Origin of the sequence: Natronoarchaeum sp. GCM10025703 (assembly GCF_042661985.1) — an archaeon.
In the GTDB taxonomy this organism is placed as follows: Archaea; Halobacteriota; Halobacteria; order Halobacteriales; family Natronoarchaeaceae; genus Natranaeroarchaeum.
The window spans coordinates 49,458-68,103 of record NZ_JBHSZF010000002.1 but is presented as its reverse complement, the minus strand read 5'-3'; the positions used below and the strand labels follow the sequence as shown (position 1 = coordinate 68,103).

At 57.9% G+C, this 18,646-nt stretch carries 13 protein-coding genes and 3 pseudogenes; 7 read left to right on the top strand and 9 right to left on the bottom strand.

Features of this window, described 5'->3' with window-relative positions; all coding sequences use genetic code 11:
* The first annotated feature begins 15 nt into the window (after nt 1-15).
* The 3 genes from ACFQH2_RS17430 to ACFQH2_RS17420 all read left to right on the top strand — a co-directional run bounded on the left by ACFQH2_RS17430 (nt 16) and on the right by ACFQH2_RS17420 (nt 4,325).
* Nucleotides 16-492: a cupredoxin domain-containing protein gene (locus tag ACFQH2_RS17430; protein ID WP_377077050.1), complete on the top strand. Its 477-nt coding sequence runs from the start codon at nt 16-18 to the stop codon at nt 490-492.
* A 61-nt stretch (nt 493-553) separates the two neighbouring features.
* On the top strand, nt 554-2,167 hold the full coding sequence (locus tag ACFQH2_RS17425) for a plasmid stabilization protein (protein ID WP_377077119.1): 1,614 nt from the start codon (nt 554-556) through the stop codon (nt 2,165-2,167).
* A gap of 820 nt (nt 2,168-2,987) precedes the next feature.
* On the top strand, nt 2,988-4,325 hold the full coding sequence (locus tag ACFQH2_RS17420; protein ID WP_377050349.1) for an RNase J family beta-CASP ribonuclease: 1,338 nt from the start codon (nt 2,988-2,990) through the stop codon (nt 4,323-4,325).
* Between the two features lie 152 nt (nt 4,326-4,477).
* Here ACFQH2_RS17420 and ACFQH2_RS17415 read toward each other — a convergent pair whose 3' ends face one another.
* Nucleotides 4,478-5,761, bottom strand: coding sequence for an MFS transporter (locus ACFQH2_RS17415; RefSeq protein ID WP_377077049.1), 1,284 nt, complete (start codon nt 5,759-5,761; stop codon nt 4,478-4,480).
* Nucleotides 5,762-5,982: 221 nt separating this feature from the next.
* On the opposite strand from ACFQH2_RS17415, the gene ACFQH2_RS17410 reads away from it, so the two are divergent.
* Complete coding sequence (locus tag ACFQH2_RS17410; protein ID WP_377050345.1) at nt 5,983-7,287, top strand: PQQ-dependent sugar dehydrogenase; 1,305 nt, start codon at nt 5,983-5,985, stop codon at nt 7,285-7,287.
* A 56-nt stretch (nt 7,288-7,343) separates the two neighbouring features.
* Here ACFQH2_RS17410 and ACFQH2_RS17405 read toward each other — a convergent pair whose 3' ends face one another.
* From ACFQH2_RS17405 to ACFQH2_RS17380, 6 genes and pseudogenes are all read right to left on the bottom strand, one after another.
* Nucleotides 7,344-8,429: a guanosine monophosphate reductase gene (locus ACFQH2_RS17405; RefSeq protein ID WP_377050343.1), complete on the bottom strand. Its 1,086-nt coding sequence runs from the start codon at nt 8,427-8,429 to the stop codon at nt 7,344-7,346.
* 153 nt (nt 8,430-8,582) lie between these two features.
* Entirely contained in the window at nt 8,583-9,038 is a 456-nt protein-coding gene (locus ACFQH2_RS17400; RefSeq protein WP_377077048.1) for a carotenoid oxygenase family protein, read from the bottom strand.
* A complete protein-coding gene (locus tag ACFQH2_RS17395) occupies nt 8,945-10,024 on the bottom strand; it encodes a carotenoid oxygenase family protein (RefSeq protein WP_377077047.1) in 1,080 nt (359 codons plus the stop codon). Before ACFQH2_RS17395 ends, ACFQH2_RS17400 begins: the two co-directional genes overlap by 94 nt.
* Before the next feature lie 187 nt (nt 10,025-10,211).
* Complete coding sequence (locus ACFQH2_RS17390) at nt 10,212-10,571, bottom strand: DUF7344 domain-containing protein (protein WP_377050339.1); 360 nt, start codon at nt 10,569-10,571, stop codon at nt 10,212-10,214.
* 345 nt (nt 10,572-10,916) lie between these two features.
* The gene (locus tag ACFQH2_RS17385; RefSeq protein WP_377077046.1) at nt 10,917-11,255 is read right to left on the bottom strand and encodes an Lrp/AsnC family transcriptional regulator; all 339 of its coding nucleotides are present in this window, start codon (nt 11,253-11,255) and stop codon (nt 10,917-10,919) included.
* Nucleotides 11,256-11,518: 263 nt separating this feature from the next.
* Nucleotides 11,519-13,384 (bottom strand): annotated as a pseudogene (locus tag ACFQH2_RS17380) (cation:proton antiporter).
* 360 nt (nt 13,385-13,744) lie between these two features.
* On the opposite strand from ACFQH2_RS17380, the pseudogene ACFQH2_RS17375 reads away from it, so the two are divergent.
* A pseudogene (locus ACFQH2_RS17375) lies at nt 13,745-15,080 on the top strand (RNA-guided endonuclease InsQ/TnpB family protein).
* 267 nt (nt 15,081-15,347) lie between these two features.
* Here the strand turns inward: ACFQH2_RS17375 and ACFQH2_RS17370 are convergent.
* Nucleotides 15,348-15,581: a heavy metal-binding domain-containing protein gene (locus ACFQH2_RS17370; protein WP_377050331.1), complete on the bottom strand. Its 234-nt coding sequence runs from the start codon at nt 15,579-15,581 to the stop codon at nt 15,348-15,350.
* Between the two features lie 75 nt (nt 15,582-15,656).
* Between ACFQH2_RS17370 and ACFQH2_RS17365 the strand changes: the two genes are divergently transcribed.
* Nucleotides 15,657-16,187, top strand: coding sequence for a hypothetical protein (locus tag ACFQH2_RS17365; RefSeq protein ID WP_377050329.1), 531 nt, complete (start codon nt 15,657-15,659; stop codon nt 16,185-16,187).
* A 282-nt stretch (nt 16,188-16,469) separates the two neighbouring features.
* A complete protein-coding gene (locus ACFQH2_RS17360; RefSeq protein ID WP_377050327.1) occupies nt 16,470-16,676 on the top strand; it encodes a hypothetical protein in 207 nt (68 codons plus the stop codon).
* A 51-nt stretch (nt 16,677-16,727) separates the two neighbouring features.
* Here the strand turns inward: ACFQH2_RS17360 and lhgO are convergent.
* Nucleotides 16,728-17,998: pseudogene (lhgO, locus tag ACFQH2_RS17355) on the bottom strand (L-2-hydroxyglutarate oxidase).
* Nucleotides 17,999-18,646 lie beyond the last annotated feature (648 nt).

Genomic DNA, 18,646 nt, shown 5'->3' with positions numbered 1-18,646 from the left:
GTGCCGTGTAGAAGAATGGATCCAACCCGTAACTCGCATCGACGAACGATTCTGAAAACCCTTGGCGCAGGAACAATGGTCGCACTGGCAGGGTGCGGAGCCAGTGAGGACGAACCAACAGATGAACCCAGTGACGGGACCGATACGGACGACGAAGAGGAGAACGGAACAGCGGAAGAGGAGGAGAACGGAACGGAAGAGACCGGTGAGGACGGGCAAGTTCCAGGGGCCGATGTCCTCGGTGGACCGGACGACCTCCAATCGACGCCGACAGTCGAAGCACTGATACTCGATTCGGATCAGGGTGCCGGCCAGAACGTGTTCTCGCCGGCGGTTGTCTGGGTCGAAACGGGAGCCACAGTGACGTGGGACAGCGCCAGCGGAAGCCACTCGGCAACGTCGTATCACCCGGATACTGACGGGCCATTGCGGATCCCGCAGGACGCCAGCCCGTTCGATTCGGGGATCATGGTCGAGGGAGATAGCTTCTGAACACACCTTTGAGACACCCGGGGTGTACAACTACTACTGTCAACCGCACAGAGGGCTTGGAATGGTGGGCCTCGTCATCGTCGAGGAGGTAGCAGCGGGTCCCGGAACGAGTCCACTGGAGGAGGTCGACGGTGCGGAAGCGACCGGGCTGACAGATCTGCTCGAACTCGCGGGAGTCGAGATCGAACAGTCTGAAGCCGGCTACGACTGGATCGACGCCACGTGGGACTCGTACTGGTACTCGCTGTACAACATGAGTACAGTCATTACGCTCTCCGGTAACGGGATCACCTTCCCCGCGAACCAGCAACAAGAGGAACAGTTCCAGCAGCGGTTGCCACAGATCATCCAGGCTGCCGACGCCGACGAACCACCGGTCATCGAACCCAATCTGAATATGGCTCCGTTCACCTCGGGTGCTCCGAGTTTCACCGAGCAACCGGCGTTAGACGCTGGCGACGGGCGACCGGACGCCTCGACGTTAACCTGGGATCAGTCGGCGTCATCGATGACTGTCAGTCCGTCCTCTCTCGGGTGGACCCACCTCAAGGGTATCACCTGGGCGAAAAACTTCCAGAAGCATGCAGAGATTCTCCCGCCGGATCTCGCACCGCTGTTTCGCTCGATGCTGCTCTCGACGATGGCACAGGTCGGGACGGTGTTCGGACTCGTCACCGAGGAGGGTGGTGGCAACTTCCGATTGAACGAGGAGAACCTGCTGCTCGGATCGGCGTTCAGCCCCGGCGAAGGCCTCGTCGACGAGACGCCACGTCCCCGACATCACTCGGCGATGCTGTGGTTCCTCTCGAATCTCAATAGCTTCGCCCAGGGTGGGTGGTTTGGCTACGAGAACCCAGAACCGCTGATTCCCGCCGAGAACATCCAGATGCTGACCAACGGGATGGGGCAGACGACGATGAACGCCATCGACCCCGCCGAACTCGACGATACCCGACTGGTGGGTGAGTTGCTCGGTGCAATCGGCTGGTTCGGCACGCAGACGAACCAGGATCCTCTCCAGAACAGTGCCATAGAGTACGCAGATGGTCTCGCTGGACGGATCGAGACGAATCTCGACGGTAACGGGCGGGTCGCCAGCGGAACCGAAAACCAGGCTGCGACACAGGGAGTCGTCGGGCAGGGACTCCTCTGGGCCTCACAGATCGACGGTGTCGATTACACGGATACGGCTGGTGACGTGCTGGGCTACCTGACGGATGAACTGTTCGACGAGGATGCAGGAACCTTCGCATCCGGTGCCGAGGACACCACCTATCGGATCACCGCCCGTGACGCGGGCGATATCACGGGAGGACTCAACGCCGCCGACGCCGTGTTGGGCCGGTCCGAGGTTCAGGCCCAGTACGCGGAGTTCTTCAACCAGACGGTCAACCGTGGTCAACTGCAGCGTGCAGAACGACCGCCATCGCGCGACGAAAACGCGGAGTTTACACTGCCGCTGCCGCCGATGGCTGGCGGCGAGTTCGGGCAGGCCACGGTCTACAACAGCGCTGTCGAATACGACACGACGAGCGATGACTGGAGTGTCGTCGACGACACGTTCGATGCCGAGGCGGCGATGTATCTGGCGAATCAGGACATCTGGATCAGCCAGTGGGGCGGTGACTTCTACCAGGGGCGCGGTGTGCCTGGAGAGAGTGACAGTCCCCCGTAGCTGATCTGGATCGCTCGAATCCAATCGAGCGCTCCAAAGCGATCTAATACAATATTCTTTTTGTTGGTGCCGGACTCGGAGAGATGCCGTTCGGCGGGAACGGTGCGTCAGGGATCAATCGTGAAGGGCATTGAGCAGATGATTCGGAAGAAGTCGATCATCCTCGCAGTATTGAACTTCTCAGCAGGAGATAGGTTGATGCCACCCATCGGACAGTGCTGAATATAGATCATTCTACGATTCGTTGATACCCGGTCTGGATCAGTCGCGTAACTCCCAGCACAGCCAGAACAGCGGCACCAAACACGACACCTGAGTGAACTTCATCGAACAGTGGGAACGAGGTATATCGCCCTGCAATCATCAAGACGACCAACAGGAGCCACACAATATACAACCCAATGACGCTTTGATAAAGAGTTTCATCCATAGGCATATATTAAAGGTTATGTTACTTATTCGTAACGAGACTCAGTGATCAACAGATGATCTCTACTGAACAGATAGTTCACTGATTCCAGGCTGGAATAAGCGAAGCCGTCATACTGTATCTATTCTCTGGATTCAGTACGCGGTTTGTGTCAGTTAAGAGGGGTCTCAACATAGCTATCATTCTCTGAACTACTCCAGAAAGTCTCTTGCCGCTCAAATACGCGGGTACTTATGTCGTGAGCATCGTGGTTTAGATAACCGAAACGCGCGTATTCCCCGAGCGGGTTGTGTACTCTCGATATCGGCTCTCGATACGAGATGCACACCAGCTTTCCTTTATCAGGCGGACTGTTCGCAGTTCTGGGACTGCTCTGATCGGACTCCACCTATGGAAATAGAAATCGCAACAATCGGCGGCTACGAAGAAGTCGGTCGCCAAATGACTGCTGTCCGTGCCGGGGATGACATCGTCATCTTCGACATGGGACTCAATCTCTCGAAAGTACTGATTCACGACGATGTCCAGACCGAACGAATGCACTCACTCGATTTGATCGATATGGGTGCGATTCCGGACGACCGCATCATGACCGAGCTCGACGGCGACGTCCAGGCCATCGTCCCGACTCACGGCCATCTCGATCATATCGGAGCAATCGGAAAGCTCGCACATAGATACGACGCACCGATCGTCGCCTCTCCCTATACCCTCGAACTGGTCCGTGAGGAGATCGACGACGAAGGCAAATTCGCGGTGGACAACGATCTCGTCGAGATGGATGCGGGCGAAACGATGGATATCGGTGACGATTGCGAACTCGAATTCCTCAACGTCACCCACTCTGTGATCGGTGCGATCAACCCCGTACTTCACACACCCGAGGGGGCAGTCGTCTACGGACTCGACAAGCGGATCGATCACACGCCGGTCGTCGGCGACCCGATCGATATGGAGCGCTTCCGTGAGATCGGTCGTGAGGGCGTTCTCTGTTACATTGAAGACTGTACGAACGCCAATCGGAAGGGTCGGACCCCGAGTGAAGCGGTCGCGAGAGAGCAGCTTCAAGACGTTATGCACAGCATGGAAGACTACGACGGCGGGATCGTGGCGACGACGTTCGCAAGCCACATCGCTCGTGTCAAGAGTCTCGTCGAGTTCGCCGAGGATATCGGCCGAAAACCGGTCCTCATTGGGCGGTCGATGAAAAAATACTCCGGGGCTGCAGAGCGTATCGGTGCAGTCTCCTTCCCGGATACGCTGGAGATGCACGGTCACCGAGGCAGCATCGATCAGGCGCTTACGCGGATCATGAACGAGGGCAAAGAGAACTTCTTCCCGATCGTGACCGGTCATCAGGGCGAACCGAGAGCGATACTCACCCGGATGGGTCGCGGCGAGACACCGTACGAACTGACTGACGGGGACAAAGTCATCTTCTCCGCGGGGGTCATCCCGGAGCCGACAAACGAGGGGCAGCGGTACCAGTCCGAGCAGCTCCTCCAGATGCAAGGGGCACGAATCTACGACGACGTTCACGTCTCCGGTCACCTTCGGAAAGAGGGACACTACGAGATGTTAGACGCCGTTCAGCCTGAGCACATCATCCCCGCTCATCAGGATATCGAGGGTGTCTCTGGATACGTCGACCTCGCGAAGGGACAGGGCTACGAAGTCGGGCAGAACCTTCATATCATGCAGAACGGGAATACGATCCAGTTGAGTTAGGGCGCTGCTAGCGGCTTTTTTATCCGTGATTCCATTCGATGTTGCGAGTATAGCACTTTGGTTCGACGAGGTCTTCTCACGACATCTTGTCGTGAGATCGTTTCAGAAGTGCACGTCTAACAGCGTGAGCCGAACTCACGTCCCGAGACCGGTCACCACGCAGTGAGTGCGCGTGTTCCGTAATCGTACACCAGAATGCCACCGAACGCGAGTACGCCGGTCACGGCGAAGGCTCCACCGACATAAAAGACCGAGCCCATGCTTACTTCGATCATCAACCACCCGGCGATGAGGGGGCCGGCGACGGAGCCGGGCCGCCAGACGAGTTCGCGGATCCCGAAACCAGAGGCAACACCGCCTTCGTCGGTGCCCTCATCCGCAAACAGCGCCATGCTGGCGGGCTCACGAAACGAATCTGCGACGCCGAGCAGTCCCGAGAACGCGACAAGCGGCAGGTACGCCGGTGGGAGCGTCCCGAGCAACGGTACCGTAGCGCTTGCACCGAGGACGTCGCCAATGGCTCGTGAGAAGGGGATGCAGATCGCGATCACTCCGTACGCGCCCCCGCCAGCAAAGACGAACAGCGAACGGCCGACGCGGTCGGAGAGTCGCCCGGTAAACAGTTGACCGACCATATTTGTCGCCTTCTCGGCGGTGACGGTGACGGCGACAGCGGTCGCACCGACCGCGAGGCCGCCACCCGCGACGGCTGTTCCCGCGTAGATCGGCACCCACGTCCTGACCATCGTTACCGCGAACGCATACTGGAACCGAAAGCTCGTGATCGTGAGGAGCTTGCGGTTGACCGCAAGATCAGAGAACGGGAACCCCTTGACACGAGTGGGATCGTCGTCGAGAAACCACCAGAGCACGACCCATGCGAGGATCATCATTACCGTGATAATCGTGAAGATCGGACCGAAACCGACCTCGTCGTAGATGGCCCCGGCTGACAGCGACCCGACGATCGAGGCGGCGAACGAAGCGGCGTTTGCCTTGCCGATCTTGTCTGCGCGAGTGCCCACGTCGGCTACCTGCCCGACCAGCGAGAGCGACATCAGCCCGGTACCAGTGACCACAACACCCTGGAGGGCGCGGATCCCGATGAACGAGGCCGAGGAGTCGACGAGCGGGAACAGCGCGTACACCCCGGCGCCGACTCCGAGCACGAGCAACAGGATTGTCCGCTTATCGAACCGATCACCGGCCCACGCGAGCGGGATTACCGCCACGGTCTGGGCCAGCGTAAATCCGGTCGTATACATCCCGATAATAACACCAGCAGAAACGGTGATTCCAAGGATAGTGGTTGCTTCGGGATTGAGCGTGTTGATGTACGTCGGCAACAACGTCAAGAGAGTGACAAAACCGAATCCCTCGGCAAACCGTGTCAGATAGAGTGCCCAGAACTGGATCCGTCGGTCGGCGTTGTTCACATCCAAACGCTACTGACAGATTCAAAAAAGGTATCGATTCGAGAAAACTACCTGCTGACCGGTTGTAGCTCGATAGGCGGTGGACTTCTCAGAGCGTTTGTTGCTGGAAGAACCACATCGTGAACACCCCATGAGTACTTGCTGTCAAACGACCTGAGTATATAGCAATGGTAGATCATCATACACGTCGGTCAGTGCTCACGCTGGCGGGAGCGAGTGGTATGACACTGGCCGGGTGTCTCGACAGCGACGGCGACGACACAGATGACACTAACGACACCAACGATACTGATGGCACGCCGGAGGAAGACGGACCAACAGACGAACCGACCAACGAGACCGAGACTGGCGAAGACGAAACCGACCCCGCAGATATGGAGGTGGAGGGCTCCCCACTCGAAGCGTCTTTCGAGGAGGTCGTCGCAGTCTCGAACCTCGAACTGCCGTGGGATATCGCGTTTGCACCCACCGGTGACGTGTTCTTCACCGAACGATCGGGACGTATACGGCACACGACCATAGAGGTCCTCTCCGGCGATTCGCCAACGGACGAATCCGAGATCGACACCGACCAGATCGACCTTCCCGGAGTAGTTACTGACAGTGAAGGAGGAACGCTCGGAATCGCCGTTCACCCCGAGTATCCGGAGCCGGCCTACGTCTACGTTTTTTATACTGCCATGCTGGAGGAACGGGTCGACAGGGTCGCCCGGTACGATGCAACCACTCAAGATGACGTCGAGATCATCGTCGATGGCCTTCCGGGGGAAGGGTATCATAACGGCGGCCGAATCCGTTTCGGGCCGGACGGTCTGCTGTGGATTACGCGAGGAGATACACACGAACCGGATCAGGCCCAGAATCCGGATACACCCGTCGGGACACTCCTGCGAGTGTCGGAGGACGGCGAGCCGAGGGGCAGTGACGAAGCGCCGCCGGACGCCGATCCCCGCGTGGTCACCCATGGCCACCGGAACATGCAGGGACTCGACTGGCTACCCGACGGAACGCCGATCGCAACCGAGCACGGACCCGATGCACGGGACGAGGTGCAACTCCTCTCGCCGGGCAACAACTACGGCTGGCCGACAGCCCGCGGCGGGCCTGACGATTCCGAGTACGGCGCCTACGGGGAGACCCCGGAGTTCGCGCCGCCGATCGCATCCTCCGGAACCGAGGTAACCTGGGCACCCTCAGGAGGGTCCTGGTACGGTGACGATGCCCTCCCATACCTCCGGAACCGGTTTCTGTTCGGTGGCCTCCGGTCGAGGCAGTTGCACGTCCTCACCCTGTTGGACCAGGAAACCGAGCCACCGGACGACGCGACTGCCGTCTACGGCGAGGACTGGTACGATGATCGGTATCTCGCGGTTCGACACGAGCTACTGGTCGAAGAGTACGGTCGTATCCGCCACGTTGCTCAGGGGCCGGAGGGAGCAATCTACCTGCTGACCTCGAATCGGGGCGGAAGGGCTGAGCCGACGGAGCAAGACGACATCATACTCCGACTCGATCCGGAGACGTGAACGTCCCCACTGTCTTCGCTCTGAATCACCGTGGTTCGACTTCGGGGCGAATCGAATCAGTCGTCCGCGTTGGCTTCGGCGTGTGTCGTGCTATCGACGCTGACTGTCTCCCACTCGCTGTCGGAGTGGGCACCTTCACGCTTCTTGGCGCTGGCTGCGACGCCGATGAACGTTGCTTTCTCGCGAGCCGCTTCGATATCGTGGCCACCACAGTAGGACAGCCCTGAGCGGATACCTGCACAGAACTCCCCCACGACATCTGCAACGGCTCCTTTGTATGGGGTCAGCCCTTCGACGCCTTCGTCCGTAGTTACGTCCGCTGGCTTATCCGAGCGCTCTTCGGCGGCCGCCGTCGTCGCCATCCCGCGTGAGCGCTTGTAGCGCATCCCGTCGGCCTCCACCACATCGCCGGGGGCTTCGGCCGTCCCTGCGAAGAGACTGCCCATCATTACTGTATCCGCCCCAGCCATCAGCGCCTTGACCGCGTCGCCGGAGGTCCGGATACCGCCGTCAGCACAGATCGTTACATCGAGATCCGCCGCCGCATCGGCACAGTCGTCGACAGCAGTCAACTGCGGGACGCCCGCCCCGGCGACTTTCCGTGTCGTACAGTGTGATCCCGGGCCGATGCCGACCTTCACACAATCGGCTCCGACTGCCGCGAGGTCCTCGACACCCGCCGGAGTCGCGATATTACCGGCGACGATATCGAGGTCCGGGTACGCCTCGCGGAGGTCCGAGACTGCGTCGAGTGTCAGTTCCATGTGGCCGTGGGCTACGTCCACGACGACAGCGTCGACACCAGCGTCCACAAGGGCGGCTGTCCGGGCGAGATAGTCCTCATCGATACCCACCGCAGCCGTGGCCGGAACCCCGGCGTCGGCGACTGCCGCCACCTCCTCGGCCTGATCTTCGACGGTAAGGAAACGGTGAATCGTCCCGACACCGCCGGCCTTGCCGAGCGCGATAGCGAGGTCAGCCTCGGTGACGGTGTCCATCGCGGCAGATACAAGCGGGGTATCGAGTTCGATACTGGGCGTCAGATGCGTCGAGATGTCGACATCGCTCCGACTGTCGACCTGCGAGCGCTGTGGCACGAGCAATACGTCGCCGTAGCTCAGACCCGTACGTATATCGTTCATAACCGAAATACAACAGGCCAGTCCAAAACATAAATCCCTTGGTTCGTACTCAGGAACAGCATCAATCGCAGGGAGAGAGAAGAGACGCTCGAGAGCGGCGCCAGCGCGGAAGCCACCGATTTGACGATGGGTAGCTGATCCCGGGCGGGCGGGTCAGGCCATGCTTTGACCCGGCGACGACGGGCCATAGAACTGGCCGTGGAACCCGTATGGGAGGCGGTGAGGAAGGCGAGCACGACCACACTCTCTGAGCGTTTCAGCATCGAGACAGACCAACTCGGACCGATCGGCCTCCGGATTCAGAACTATCGAGAGGAGGACGCCATCGTCCTCGGCCGCGGAGTCCGGCGCTGACACGAACACCGGCTCTCCCGGGTGAGTTCCCGATTCGCGCCACCGCCGAACAGTCCCGCTCTCGACGTCGACCTTCGTGAGGTCCGTCGGGAGACTCGATCCGGTATCCGTCTCCGCGAGATAGACGTATCGGTGTCGCTCACCGTTCACCTGCCGGTAGTTCACCATCGGGAACTCGACGGGACCCCGGTGGAGGCATTCCCGATCCGCTTCACCGCCGGACAGCGGGAGCCGATATCGGTAGAGGTCGCCCACCGGCAGGTCGGGATCCTCGCTCCGGAGGTTCGACAGTGCTGCCCGGTGACTGCCCGTTCGTCCTCGAAGGCCACCAGGTCGACCACGAGTTCGTCATCACGCTCGTACGCATTCGCGTGGTGGTAGACAAACGCGGGCGGGGCAGTAACTGTCGTCTCGTGTTCGCCCGTCTGGCGGTCGAGAACGATGAACCGCGTAGGTGCGTCCAGCGCCTGGAACGCATCCAGGAACGTCTCTCGCGTAACCGCACCACGGAGTAGTCTCGCGATGTCGAGACCGAACGCGTTCACCGTGACGACGGCGTACTGCTCAGTCAGCGCGAACGAGTGGATATACGGTGCCTCGTCGAAGCGGAGTCGCGTCAGCGGGGTTGGCGCTCCACCGTTGGCTGGCCGGCGGAACAGCGTGTACGTCGTGTCCCGGCCGTATGAGACGCCGAGGTTGAAAAACGCCGCTTCGTCATGATCGTAATGAACGTGAGCGAGCGTGAGATCACTATCGAGGCCCGCAGTGAGGTCCGTTCGCCCCGTCGTTTCTAGAGTGTCGGGGTCGAACAACAGCGCGGTTGGCGACTCCGTCACCGCCGCAACGTCCTCGCCAAACTGCTGAATGCCGATGACCGGATTGTCCGGGAAGGTCCCGCCGAGGGCCTGTGCGAGTCGCGTCCAAACAGGACGGTCCGGTGGCGTGCCGGGGAACGGGGTCCGGACGCCACCACCGCCCGCCGCATACTCGTAATCTCGACTTCTGATAAACCGGTTCGCGTACGTCACCGCCCCGTCGTCGATTCGGAACCGGCGAAGCATCGCCAGCGGATCAAACCAGTGACGCAACTGCGTCTCACCGGCCTCAAACTGGCCGGGGCCGTTCCCGATGAGGTCGCCCCGGAGCCAGTCCGGGAACGATCCTTCGACGGGTAGCTGGGCGTTCACCACTTCCTCGGTCTGTGTGCGGAACCCTGCGCGGTAATCGGCGGACAGAGTCATAAGTATAATTGGGCCTGCATGGCTGTGTTACCATTGGTCCCGGCAGTAGCTAGCAGTGATTGGGCAGTTCGTTTTGGGATAAGGGTGTCATTCAATAGTTCACAGACCTGTCTTCGACCAATCAGGATCGGTCAGTATGGACAATAGCTAGAGCATAATGGATTGTACTCAATCCAGGTACTGTCGGTCAGTCGTCAGCGGTGACCTGGTCGGGTCCGTCAATAGGGGCCGCGTCGACGAGAAAACGGTCAAGTCCGTCCGTTCCTGCGAGGCCAATGGAATCCATGGCAGGCCCAACAGTGATCAAGCCGGCGTCCGCAAGCTTCGGGATGTGGTTGTGATGCAGCATTGTTTTGATATCGTCGGTACTGAGAGGCTTTTCCTTCCCTGAGTGTGCCTCGTCCCAATTGGCGATTGCGGCTGCAAGCGCCTCGATGCTAACTTCCCCGGCCTGGGTTCGCAGATGATACAACACGTATCGCCGGTGCGGATGTGTCATTATATCGAAGGTCTCGTTCAGTCGTGATGTATTCAGTGCTGCCATCATCTATTGGTACGTCCGAAGCGGTATAATGTCTCGTTAACTGTAATTTTACACTATTGATATTTCTAAACGGATCGGGGTAAGCGATTGACTTATTCAAGCAAAATGCGGAGTGGCAGTCAAGCGGTACGGGATAGCTTCAGTAGTCCAACTAATGGACTCCTACTGGCACACGCTATTACTCTGTAGATTCGCTTTCCGAGAGCCTATCGCGCTCGCCCGTCATCTCCTGGTGGAAGTGGTTCCAGGGCTGGATATGCTCCTCCGCCAAGATGTTACTACTAATAACGCGTAGACCGAGTTCATCTAACTGTTTGGTGCTTTGCTTGATGTCCGAAGTTGCTTCGGCTACGACTTCGATGTGAAGGTTTTGTTCACCGGACAACATCTCCCTGACATTGACGACCCCCGCACGTCGAGTGCTCTCTCGGCCATCTCCGACCGTCGGGAAAGATCAGTCGAACAGATAAACAGGACGTTCATCGGGTAGCCTGCCTCCTCATAATTGATTTCCGGATTATATCCGACAATGACTCCTTGCTCCTCAAGTTCGTTGATGCGATTGTTGATAGTCGTCCCGGTTACGTCGGTTTTCTCAGCAATATCTGTGTCACTGGCACCACGAGCATCGAGCTGTAACATGTGGAGGATACGACGGTCGAGGTTGTCCAATTGATTGTCGACCATGTCGTCCCGTTCGTGAGCGAACCTTTTGAATCCTTGCTACAAATTCACATGGAGAATCCAGAGATGGGATTTGCAGGGAACTATCTCAGTGAGTCCAATCTCAATATACCACCATCGTTTGATACGCAAACGTACTGACTAGGTGATTATTCCCCAAAGGCCTGAATTCAAACACCTTGAGAAGTGGTCTCTGAAACCTTGTATCCAAAACCTGTCGAAATAGCTGCTGTAGAATCGATCGACCTACCTCCTGAACTGGCAAGTCAGGGGACGCCTGCTCGCTCTCCGCGGACCAGCGACACTGCCGACTGGACGGCATCGCGTTCACCGACGAGCGTAAGATGGTCGTCCGGCTGGAGGGTGTAAGTCGCCTCCGGAACGAACGTATCTTCGCCGTGCGTGATCAGGGTGATGAGACAGCGCCCCGGCAGTTCGGGCCCAACCTCGTTGAGCGGTTGGCCGACGAACTCCTCGTTTTGGAGCGTTACCTCCTGGACGTCGCCTTCCTCGCCGAGCATATCGACCCACCGGGCCATTGCAGGACGCTCGATCGAATCGTCGATAGCCTGCGCCGTCGCGTGCGTCGACGAGATCGTCTCGACGCCGAGATCCTCGAAAGCTTCGAGATTGTCCGGGTCGTTCGCCCGACAGACCACCCGATCGACGTCGAAGTTCGTGGTCGCTTGCTGACCGATGAATAGATTCACCTTGTCGTCGCCGGTTGCGGCGATAATGGTCTTGGCGTTCTCGATACCGGCCGAACGGAGCGCTTCAACATTGGTTCCGTCACCAATGCGCACCGTAAGCCCCTCACTACGTGCCCGCTGGACGGCTGCTTCGTCGTTTTCGATCAAGACGACGTTCTCTCCCCTGTCCTCCAGTCGAGTGGCAACTTCGCGGCCGACCCGCCCGCTGCCGATGATGAGTACACGCATTGGTATCACGTCAAGGTATTCCGCGATCTGACGAGCGAATCCGCCCTCTATGACAACAGTAGAAAAGATGACAAGGAAGACGGTGCCAACGAGCAGAGTTGCGGCCTCGGTCTGGCCGGCCGCCTGCAGTTCGACCGCAAACAGCGTCGCGACTGATGCTGGAATAATACCACGCGGTCCGACGAAACTGACGAACAACCGCTCGGAGGTGCTGAATCCGCCCCCATGCGTCGAAATGAGCACGTCCAGCGGCCGGATGAGCAAGATAACAGCGGCGGCGACGATGAGTCCACCGACACCAAGCGAGAGCAGATCGCTAAACTCGAGTAACGCCGCCAGCGCGATAAAGACGAACGAGAGTACGATAAGTGTGATGTCGCCCTTGAAATCGGCTATCTCCTCCTCGTACGGGATCTCCGTGTTGCCGAGGATGATCCCGGCCGTCGCGACGGCAGCGACTCCGGCCTCACTGGCGACGGTATCGGCGGCCCCGAACGCAACAAGAGCGCCGGCAAGAACGACCAGACGAGCGTTTCGTGGTGCATCGCCCGGCGAGAGATCGATGTATCGGAGAACGACCCAGATAATGACGGCCACGATAACGCCCACACCGACGCCGGTCCCGATCCGCTCGATGAACAGTTGGAGGAACGCACTCACCGTCGGCTCCTCAAGTTGCATAATCTTGAACACTACGACGGCGAGAATGGCCGCCGTCACGTCGTTGACGATGCCTTCCGTCTCCAGCGCCGTCGCCACCCGATCACGGACAGGAACGACCTGCATGATCGGTGTGATGACGGTCGGACCGGTCGCGACCAACAGTGAGCCGATGAGAAAGGACACAGCCAGTCGGCACCGAGGGCGAACCGAACGACAAGTGCCGTTCCCAGCAAGGAGATGGCTGCCCCGATCGAGACGAGGCGGAGGCTCTCCGTCGTCGCCTGGCGGAGATTCTCTATTCGGAGGTGGAACGCCCCCTCGAAAACGATAATGGCAACCGAGAGACCGACGATAGCCGGGAGCGATTCAGAAGGTGTTCGGCGTGATGAATCCGAGACCCTCCGGACCCAGTATAACCCCCGCGACCAGCAGAAACACGATGCTGGGCACCTCGAAGCGATCGGCAAGCAACTGCGCAATAACCCCGATGGCGATAATCGCTGCCACCAGTGGAATCAGTTCGCTCGTCATATTGAACTACGTATCACAATACAGTTCGACGAACAAATAAAATAAGCCTGCTGATGTGGACCTCCCTGACAGTTTGCGGAAGTTCTCGATGTCCTCACCACCGTCGAACGCGTCGACACCATCTCCGAGTCCGCCACGAAGACCGGTCATGTCGGTAGCTACCTCTCCCGGGCGGTGGCGGACCTCGTCGTGGACGGCTTAGCTGAAGAATAGGGCGCTAAGCCCCAGTCCTCAAGGAGCACCGCAACGAGCGAAGCGAGTGAGGAGCACAGTAGGGCGGGGATACAGCACCCGCACGATTCTCAACCACTCTAATCAAAATTTTTAACAAACCACAACCACTAGCAGGGGACACGTCGCATGGAGTACAGTCCAAAATACAGACTATTTCCCTCGACCGAACAGCGGGAGAGTCTTGACTGGACTCGTGACATCGTGCGACAAGTGTACAACCACTCGCTCCACGAATTCAACACGATACCAGAAGACGAAGGCACGCTTCGACAGCGCGTCTGGCAGGTCCGCGACACTCTGCCACAACTTAAGCAACGGTGGACCGACATACAACAGGTCTACTCCACTGTGTTGCAGAAAGCTGTCGAACGCATTCAGAACCAACATTAAGAATCTCGGTAAACTGAAAGCCAAGGGATACGATGTTGGCTCGCTGAACTGGAAAGCGCCGCGTGAGTATCGGAGTTTCACGTATCGGCAATCGGGCTTCACACTCGACAAAAAGAGTGGCCCACGAGACCGAACAATCCTCCGACTCAAAAAAGTCCGCGGTCAAACTCTAGAGGTTCCAATCCGACTACATCGTGACCTTCCAGAGCATGACGCGATCAAGGAAGTCACAGTGAAGAAAGAGCCAACGGGAGCGTGGTACGCCTCGTTCTGCATCAGCACGGACGAACCAGAGAACCCAGCGCAAGAAGACATCGATTCCGAAGACACCGTGGGCCTCGACCTCGGCGTACTCAACTTCATCCACGACTCCGACGGACGGTCTATCGACCGTCTTGACTTGTCGGATGAGCGCGAGCGACTCGAACGCGAGCAGCGCTCGCTCTCTCGCAAACAGTACGAGTCGACCAACTGGGAGAAGCAGCGCCGCCGCGTCGCAGAGGTTCACGCTCGTATATCGAACAAGAAGCGCGATTACAAGCACAAACTCGCGCACTTCTATGCGACAGAGTACGACGCCGTGTTTGTCGAAAACCTCAATGTGAAATTGATGCTCGAAGCCGATGGAAACGCTCGGAACAAGGCTGAAGTAGGTTGGAGTGATTTCAGAGCGATTCTCGAACACCACTGTGACAAGCACGGCACGCACTCCGTCGAGGTCAATCCACGAGGAACGACGAAGGAGTGCGCGTCATGCGGAGTAGAAACAGAGAAGCCGTTGTGGGTGCGTGAGCACTCGTGTCCGTCCTGTGGGTTCGAACTTGATAGGGATTGGAACGCCGCTTTGAACGTGAAATCGCGTGGCTTGTCGAAACCAGGAGTGGTTCACTCCAAAGCAACGTCCTCAGAATCGCACGGCGATTCTGGTGTGCGAACGAGAGCCCCGCTCTCGTCAACGCCTGTGGAGACTGCGACCGCTGTGGACCCGACTCAGCGAGAGTCTGTGTCTGCAAGTCGCGTCGTAGAAACAGGAAGCCCCTGCCTCAAGGAAGCCGCGCCAGCGGCTGAGTAGGCAGGGGTAGTTCACCTGCTTTCCCACCGACTGTGTGGTGCCGTCCGGCAGTTCGAGTATGTGAACCTGCTCAGGTCGTCGTACCCGTCGACCACGAGCGTACTCTCGTCGCCATCAGTCAGATGATTCGACGCCCCGAAGTATAACTGGGACATCACATCTCAGGCGTCTACAGTGAACACCCTGTCGCTGTCGTGCCGGGGGAGACTGTACAGGGCGCTGGCCGTTCGGAGCTGCCCGGGCAGTGCGGATACCACAGGCAACTGCTTACGACTCGCTGGTGGAGCGCCAACAGCCCCGAGACGCGCACCCGACTTCGCGAATGTCCGTGGTGGTTTCAGACGTTTCTGTACGGACGTTGACGGCGTCGTCAGCGACCATCTCAATGTTACCGGCTTCCATCCGCGCAATCGCGTCTTCACGGAGCTGTGAGAGCAATATCGAATATGTTCTGAGTTCATCACCCCTGAGATTGTTTGATTGTCGGATACTGTTGTGCAAAAATCATATTAAATAAATACGTAAATTTTTTGTCCTCACATGTAGTCTCGGCTTTTATCGGGTTTTGATAGAACAATGTGCCCTGAAAGCCCTCATACGTCGATAGATCAGATTGCTACTCCAGATAGATTCACAGAACTCGATGTTCCAGTTCATGTAGATACCGACACCGTAGAACAGGAAATTGTCGAAACAGTTTCCGAGATGGATGATTTGGCACCCACGGGTATCAGGCGTTCAGATGGATCGGTTCTTCTCATGCGTGTCGAAGACGATTGTGCATGGAAGATTCCCAGTAAGGCCGTTAGAACAGACGAACCCTACGGTGTTGCTGTAAAAGAATGGATTGCTGAGAGTACTGGCTTGGAGATCGAGTTGGAGAGTGTCGAAGGAATCTGGCGAATAGAGTTGACGGCTGAAGAGACGGGAGAAACGGCAACTCGTCATTTTGTTGTCTTCAGTGCATCGCCCCAAGACAGCAGTCAGCAGTCTAGTCTTTCTATGATAGATGTTCCTGCTGAAAAACAGCCAGCGGATATCGGATGGTTCGATGAGCTCCCGGATGAGGCAGAGGAACCACCAGGGACAGACCTTTTCTTCGAATGACCACGGAAACCGGGAGGCGTGGTGAATCGCTATATGACCTCTGACTTATCCAGATTACGACATACTTGATGATCTCGGTGGAACGCTTCAGGACAACCACACGAAACGTTCGCACGTATGACAGTATGTCTTCAGAATCAAGTTCCCATTGTCGTAACGGAACTGGGTCATCGGATGAGAAGGACGCGGTAGTTCACCCAGTCGTCCTGTATCGCCTGGATGCCACGGGCGAATGATTGTTCCAGTACCAGCATATTTGTTTTCGCAATAGTGTTCCCAAATATGGACGACGTTCCAATCGAAGAGCGGATTAACGTGATCGAGAGGCGTTTGCTCTACGTTCTCGCGATGTTTGTCGGCGCGTACGTACTTGCTGGGGCTTGGATACTTGTCGAGTTCGACGTTGTAACAGTTTGGGGCGCTGGCTTCGGGCTCTTTACTCTCCTGACCATCGTATTGATCGTCGGGATATACCGCCATCGTGTTTAATTAAGCGAGTTACATCACCCGGTGAAGGGGGCGCGACGACCGGCGATATCGTCAGTCGAGAGGATATCGGTATCGGACTGGATACGTTCTGTACGACCCAGCACGCGACACCTCACTCATTCTGAACCGACTGAGAACCTCACTCGCAAGATGGTCGCCGAAGGGCAAAGAGGACGTCAGTCCTGGCGACACGACGTTGAGCACGTGGGTGGACCGTGAGCCGTGCTTAAACAGCGGATCTTTGACGAGTGTCCCGTCACTACGGACGATTTGGGCCCGGATGCCTGCGTAGCTTTTTCGGAAATCATCGGGTTCGACTTCGGGCACCAGTTTCTGTGCTGCATCGACGAATGCCGTCTTCCGGTATGACTTGTTCAGTTCAGTAATCCCGACGTTGATCATCTTGAGAGACGTGAACAGTTTCCAGAATCCGCTGTAGCCAAGCACGTCGAGGACTTCGGAGAGATCGAACTGCGTGTTCGCATACGCCTCACGGCCGAACGCGAGGACGGCGTTCGGTCCGATAATAACTTTATCGTCGGTCCGCCGGGTGTAGTGTACGCCCAAGAAGGGAAGATCCGGATCAGGCGTCGGATAGATCATTGATTGTACGAGGTGGCGCTTCTCCGGGACGAGTTCGTAATACTCACCACGGAAAGGAACGATCCTGTACTCCTGTCCGACCCCCATCTGATGAGCAAGTGTATCCGCGTACAGGCCCGCCGTATTGACTAGGTACGAACTGGTAATCGTCCCGTTTGAGGTTCGGATCTGATGGGTGCTGTCGTTAGTCTCGATCGTCTCGACTTCGTAGCCGCTAAAGAAGTCCACGCCCGCATTTTCCGCATCACCAGCGAGCGAGTAGACGTATTTCTGTGAGTCAACCGATGCGGCTTCGGGACAGTAGAGGGCGGCCTCCCCGACGGCATGCGGTTCGTGCTCTCGAATCGCAGCCTGGCTTTCGAGAAGGTCGGTCTCGACGCCGTTTTCGGTGGCCTGGTGCTGGATCTCAGTGAGACGTCGTCGTTCTTCGTGGTCGGTTGCGACGACCAGTACGCCGAGTTCATCGAGGGGCAGATCGTTGGTATCAAAGTACTCCTTCATTCGTCGAGTGCCTTCAGAGGCGAACTGGGCTTTCAACGATCCGGGTGGGTAATTGAATCCAGGATGAAGGACGCCGGAGTTTCGGCCGCTCTGGTGTTCCGCAGGTGGTGTTCTTTTTCGATGACGCAGATGTCTAACGCCGAGTCTCGCGCCAGATAGTACGCGACTGAGCACCCGATACAGCCACCACCGACGATCGCAACGTCGTACGTCTCCATACTCTGAAGTTGCATACTGCCTCCTTGAGGATTCGGGTGGCCTGATAGCTCACGACTTCGTCGACTACGTTTCACGGATTCGGGACGAACTGGGTGGTCCAGTTGACACTATCTTTAACAGCGAGAGGGTCCCGCCCTTCCCGTGAGGCGAGACTGTTCCGACGCTTTGGTGGAACCGAGCCCCGAACAGGGCGTTAACAAATCGCAGAGCGATTTGTTCGCACACCAGAACTCTACGACTTCTGGGGACGGGCCTGAATCGCGTCAACTTCCACTCCGCCTTCTTCGGAGTTATGCCCGCCGGGGCCGTACACAAACCCAACAACCTCGGAGCACTACGTAGTGGGGCGGCAAAGCGCACGGCCACAGCGCACGGGACCTCTCGATCAACAGGCAGGGATCACTCCGAAGATCAATATTGCTGTAATAGTTCGAGGAAGCGAAGCGTCTACTTCGGGACCGGCAGGCCGGCACCGGGAGTGGCTGGATGCCCTGGGCTTCATCCGCCGGGTCGGTGGAGTTCGCGAGTTGACTAACGAGGGGAGAACGCTGGTTAGAGATGCGAGCATACGAGAGGGGAACCGACACCGAACGCGCACCCGGATCCCCTTTTATACATCAACTGACTATCCTGTCTAGTCGAGGTTC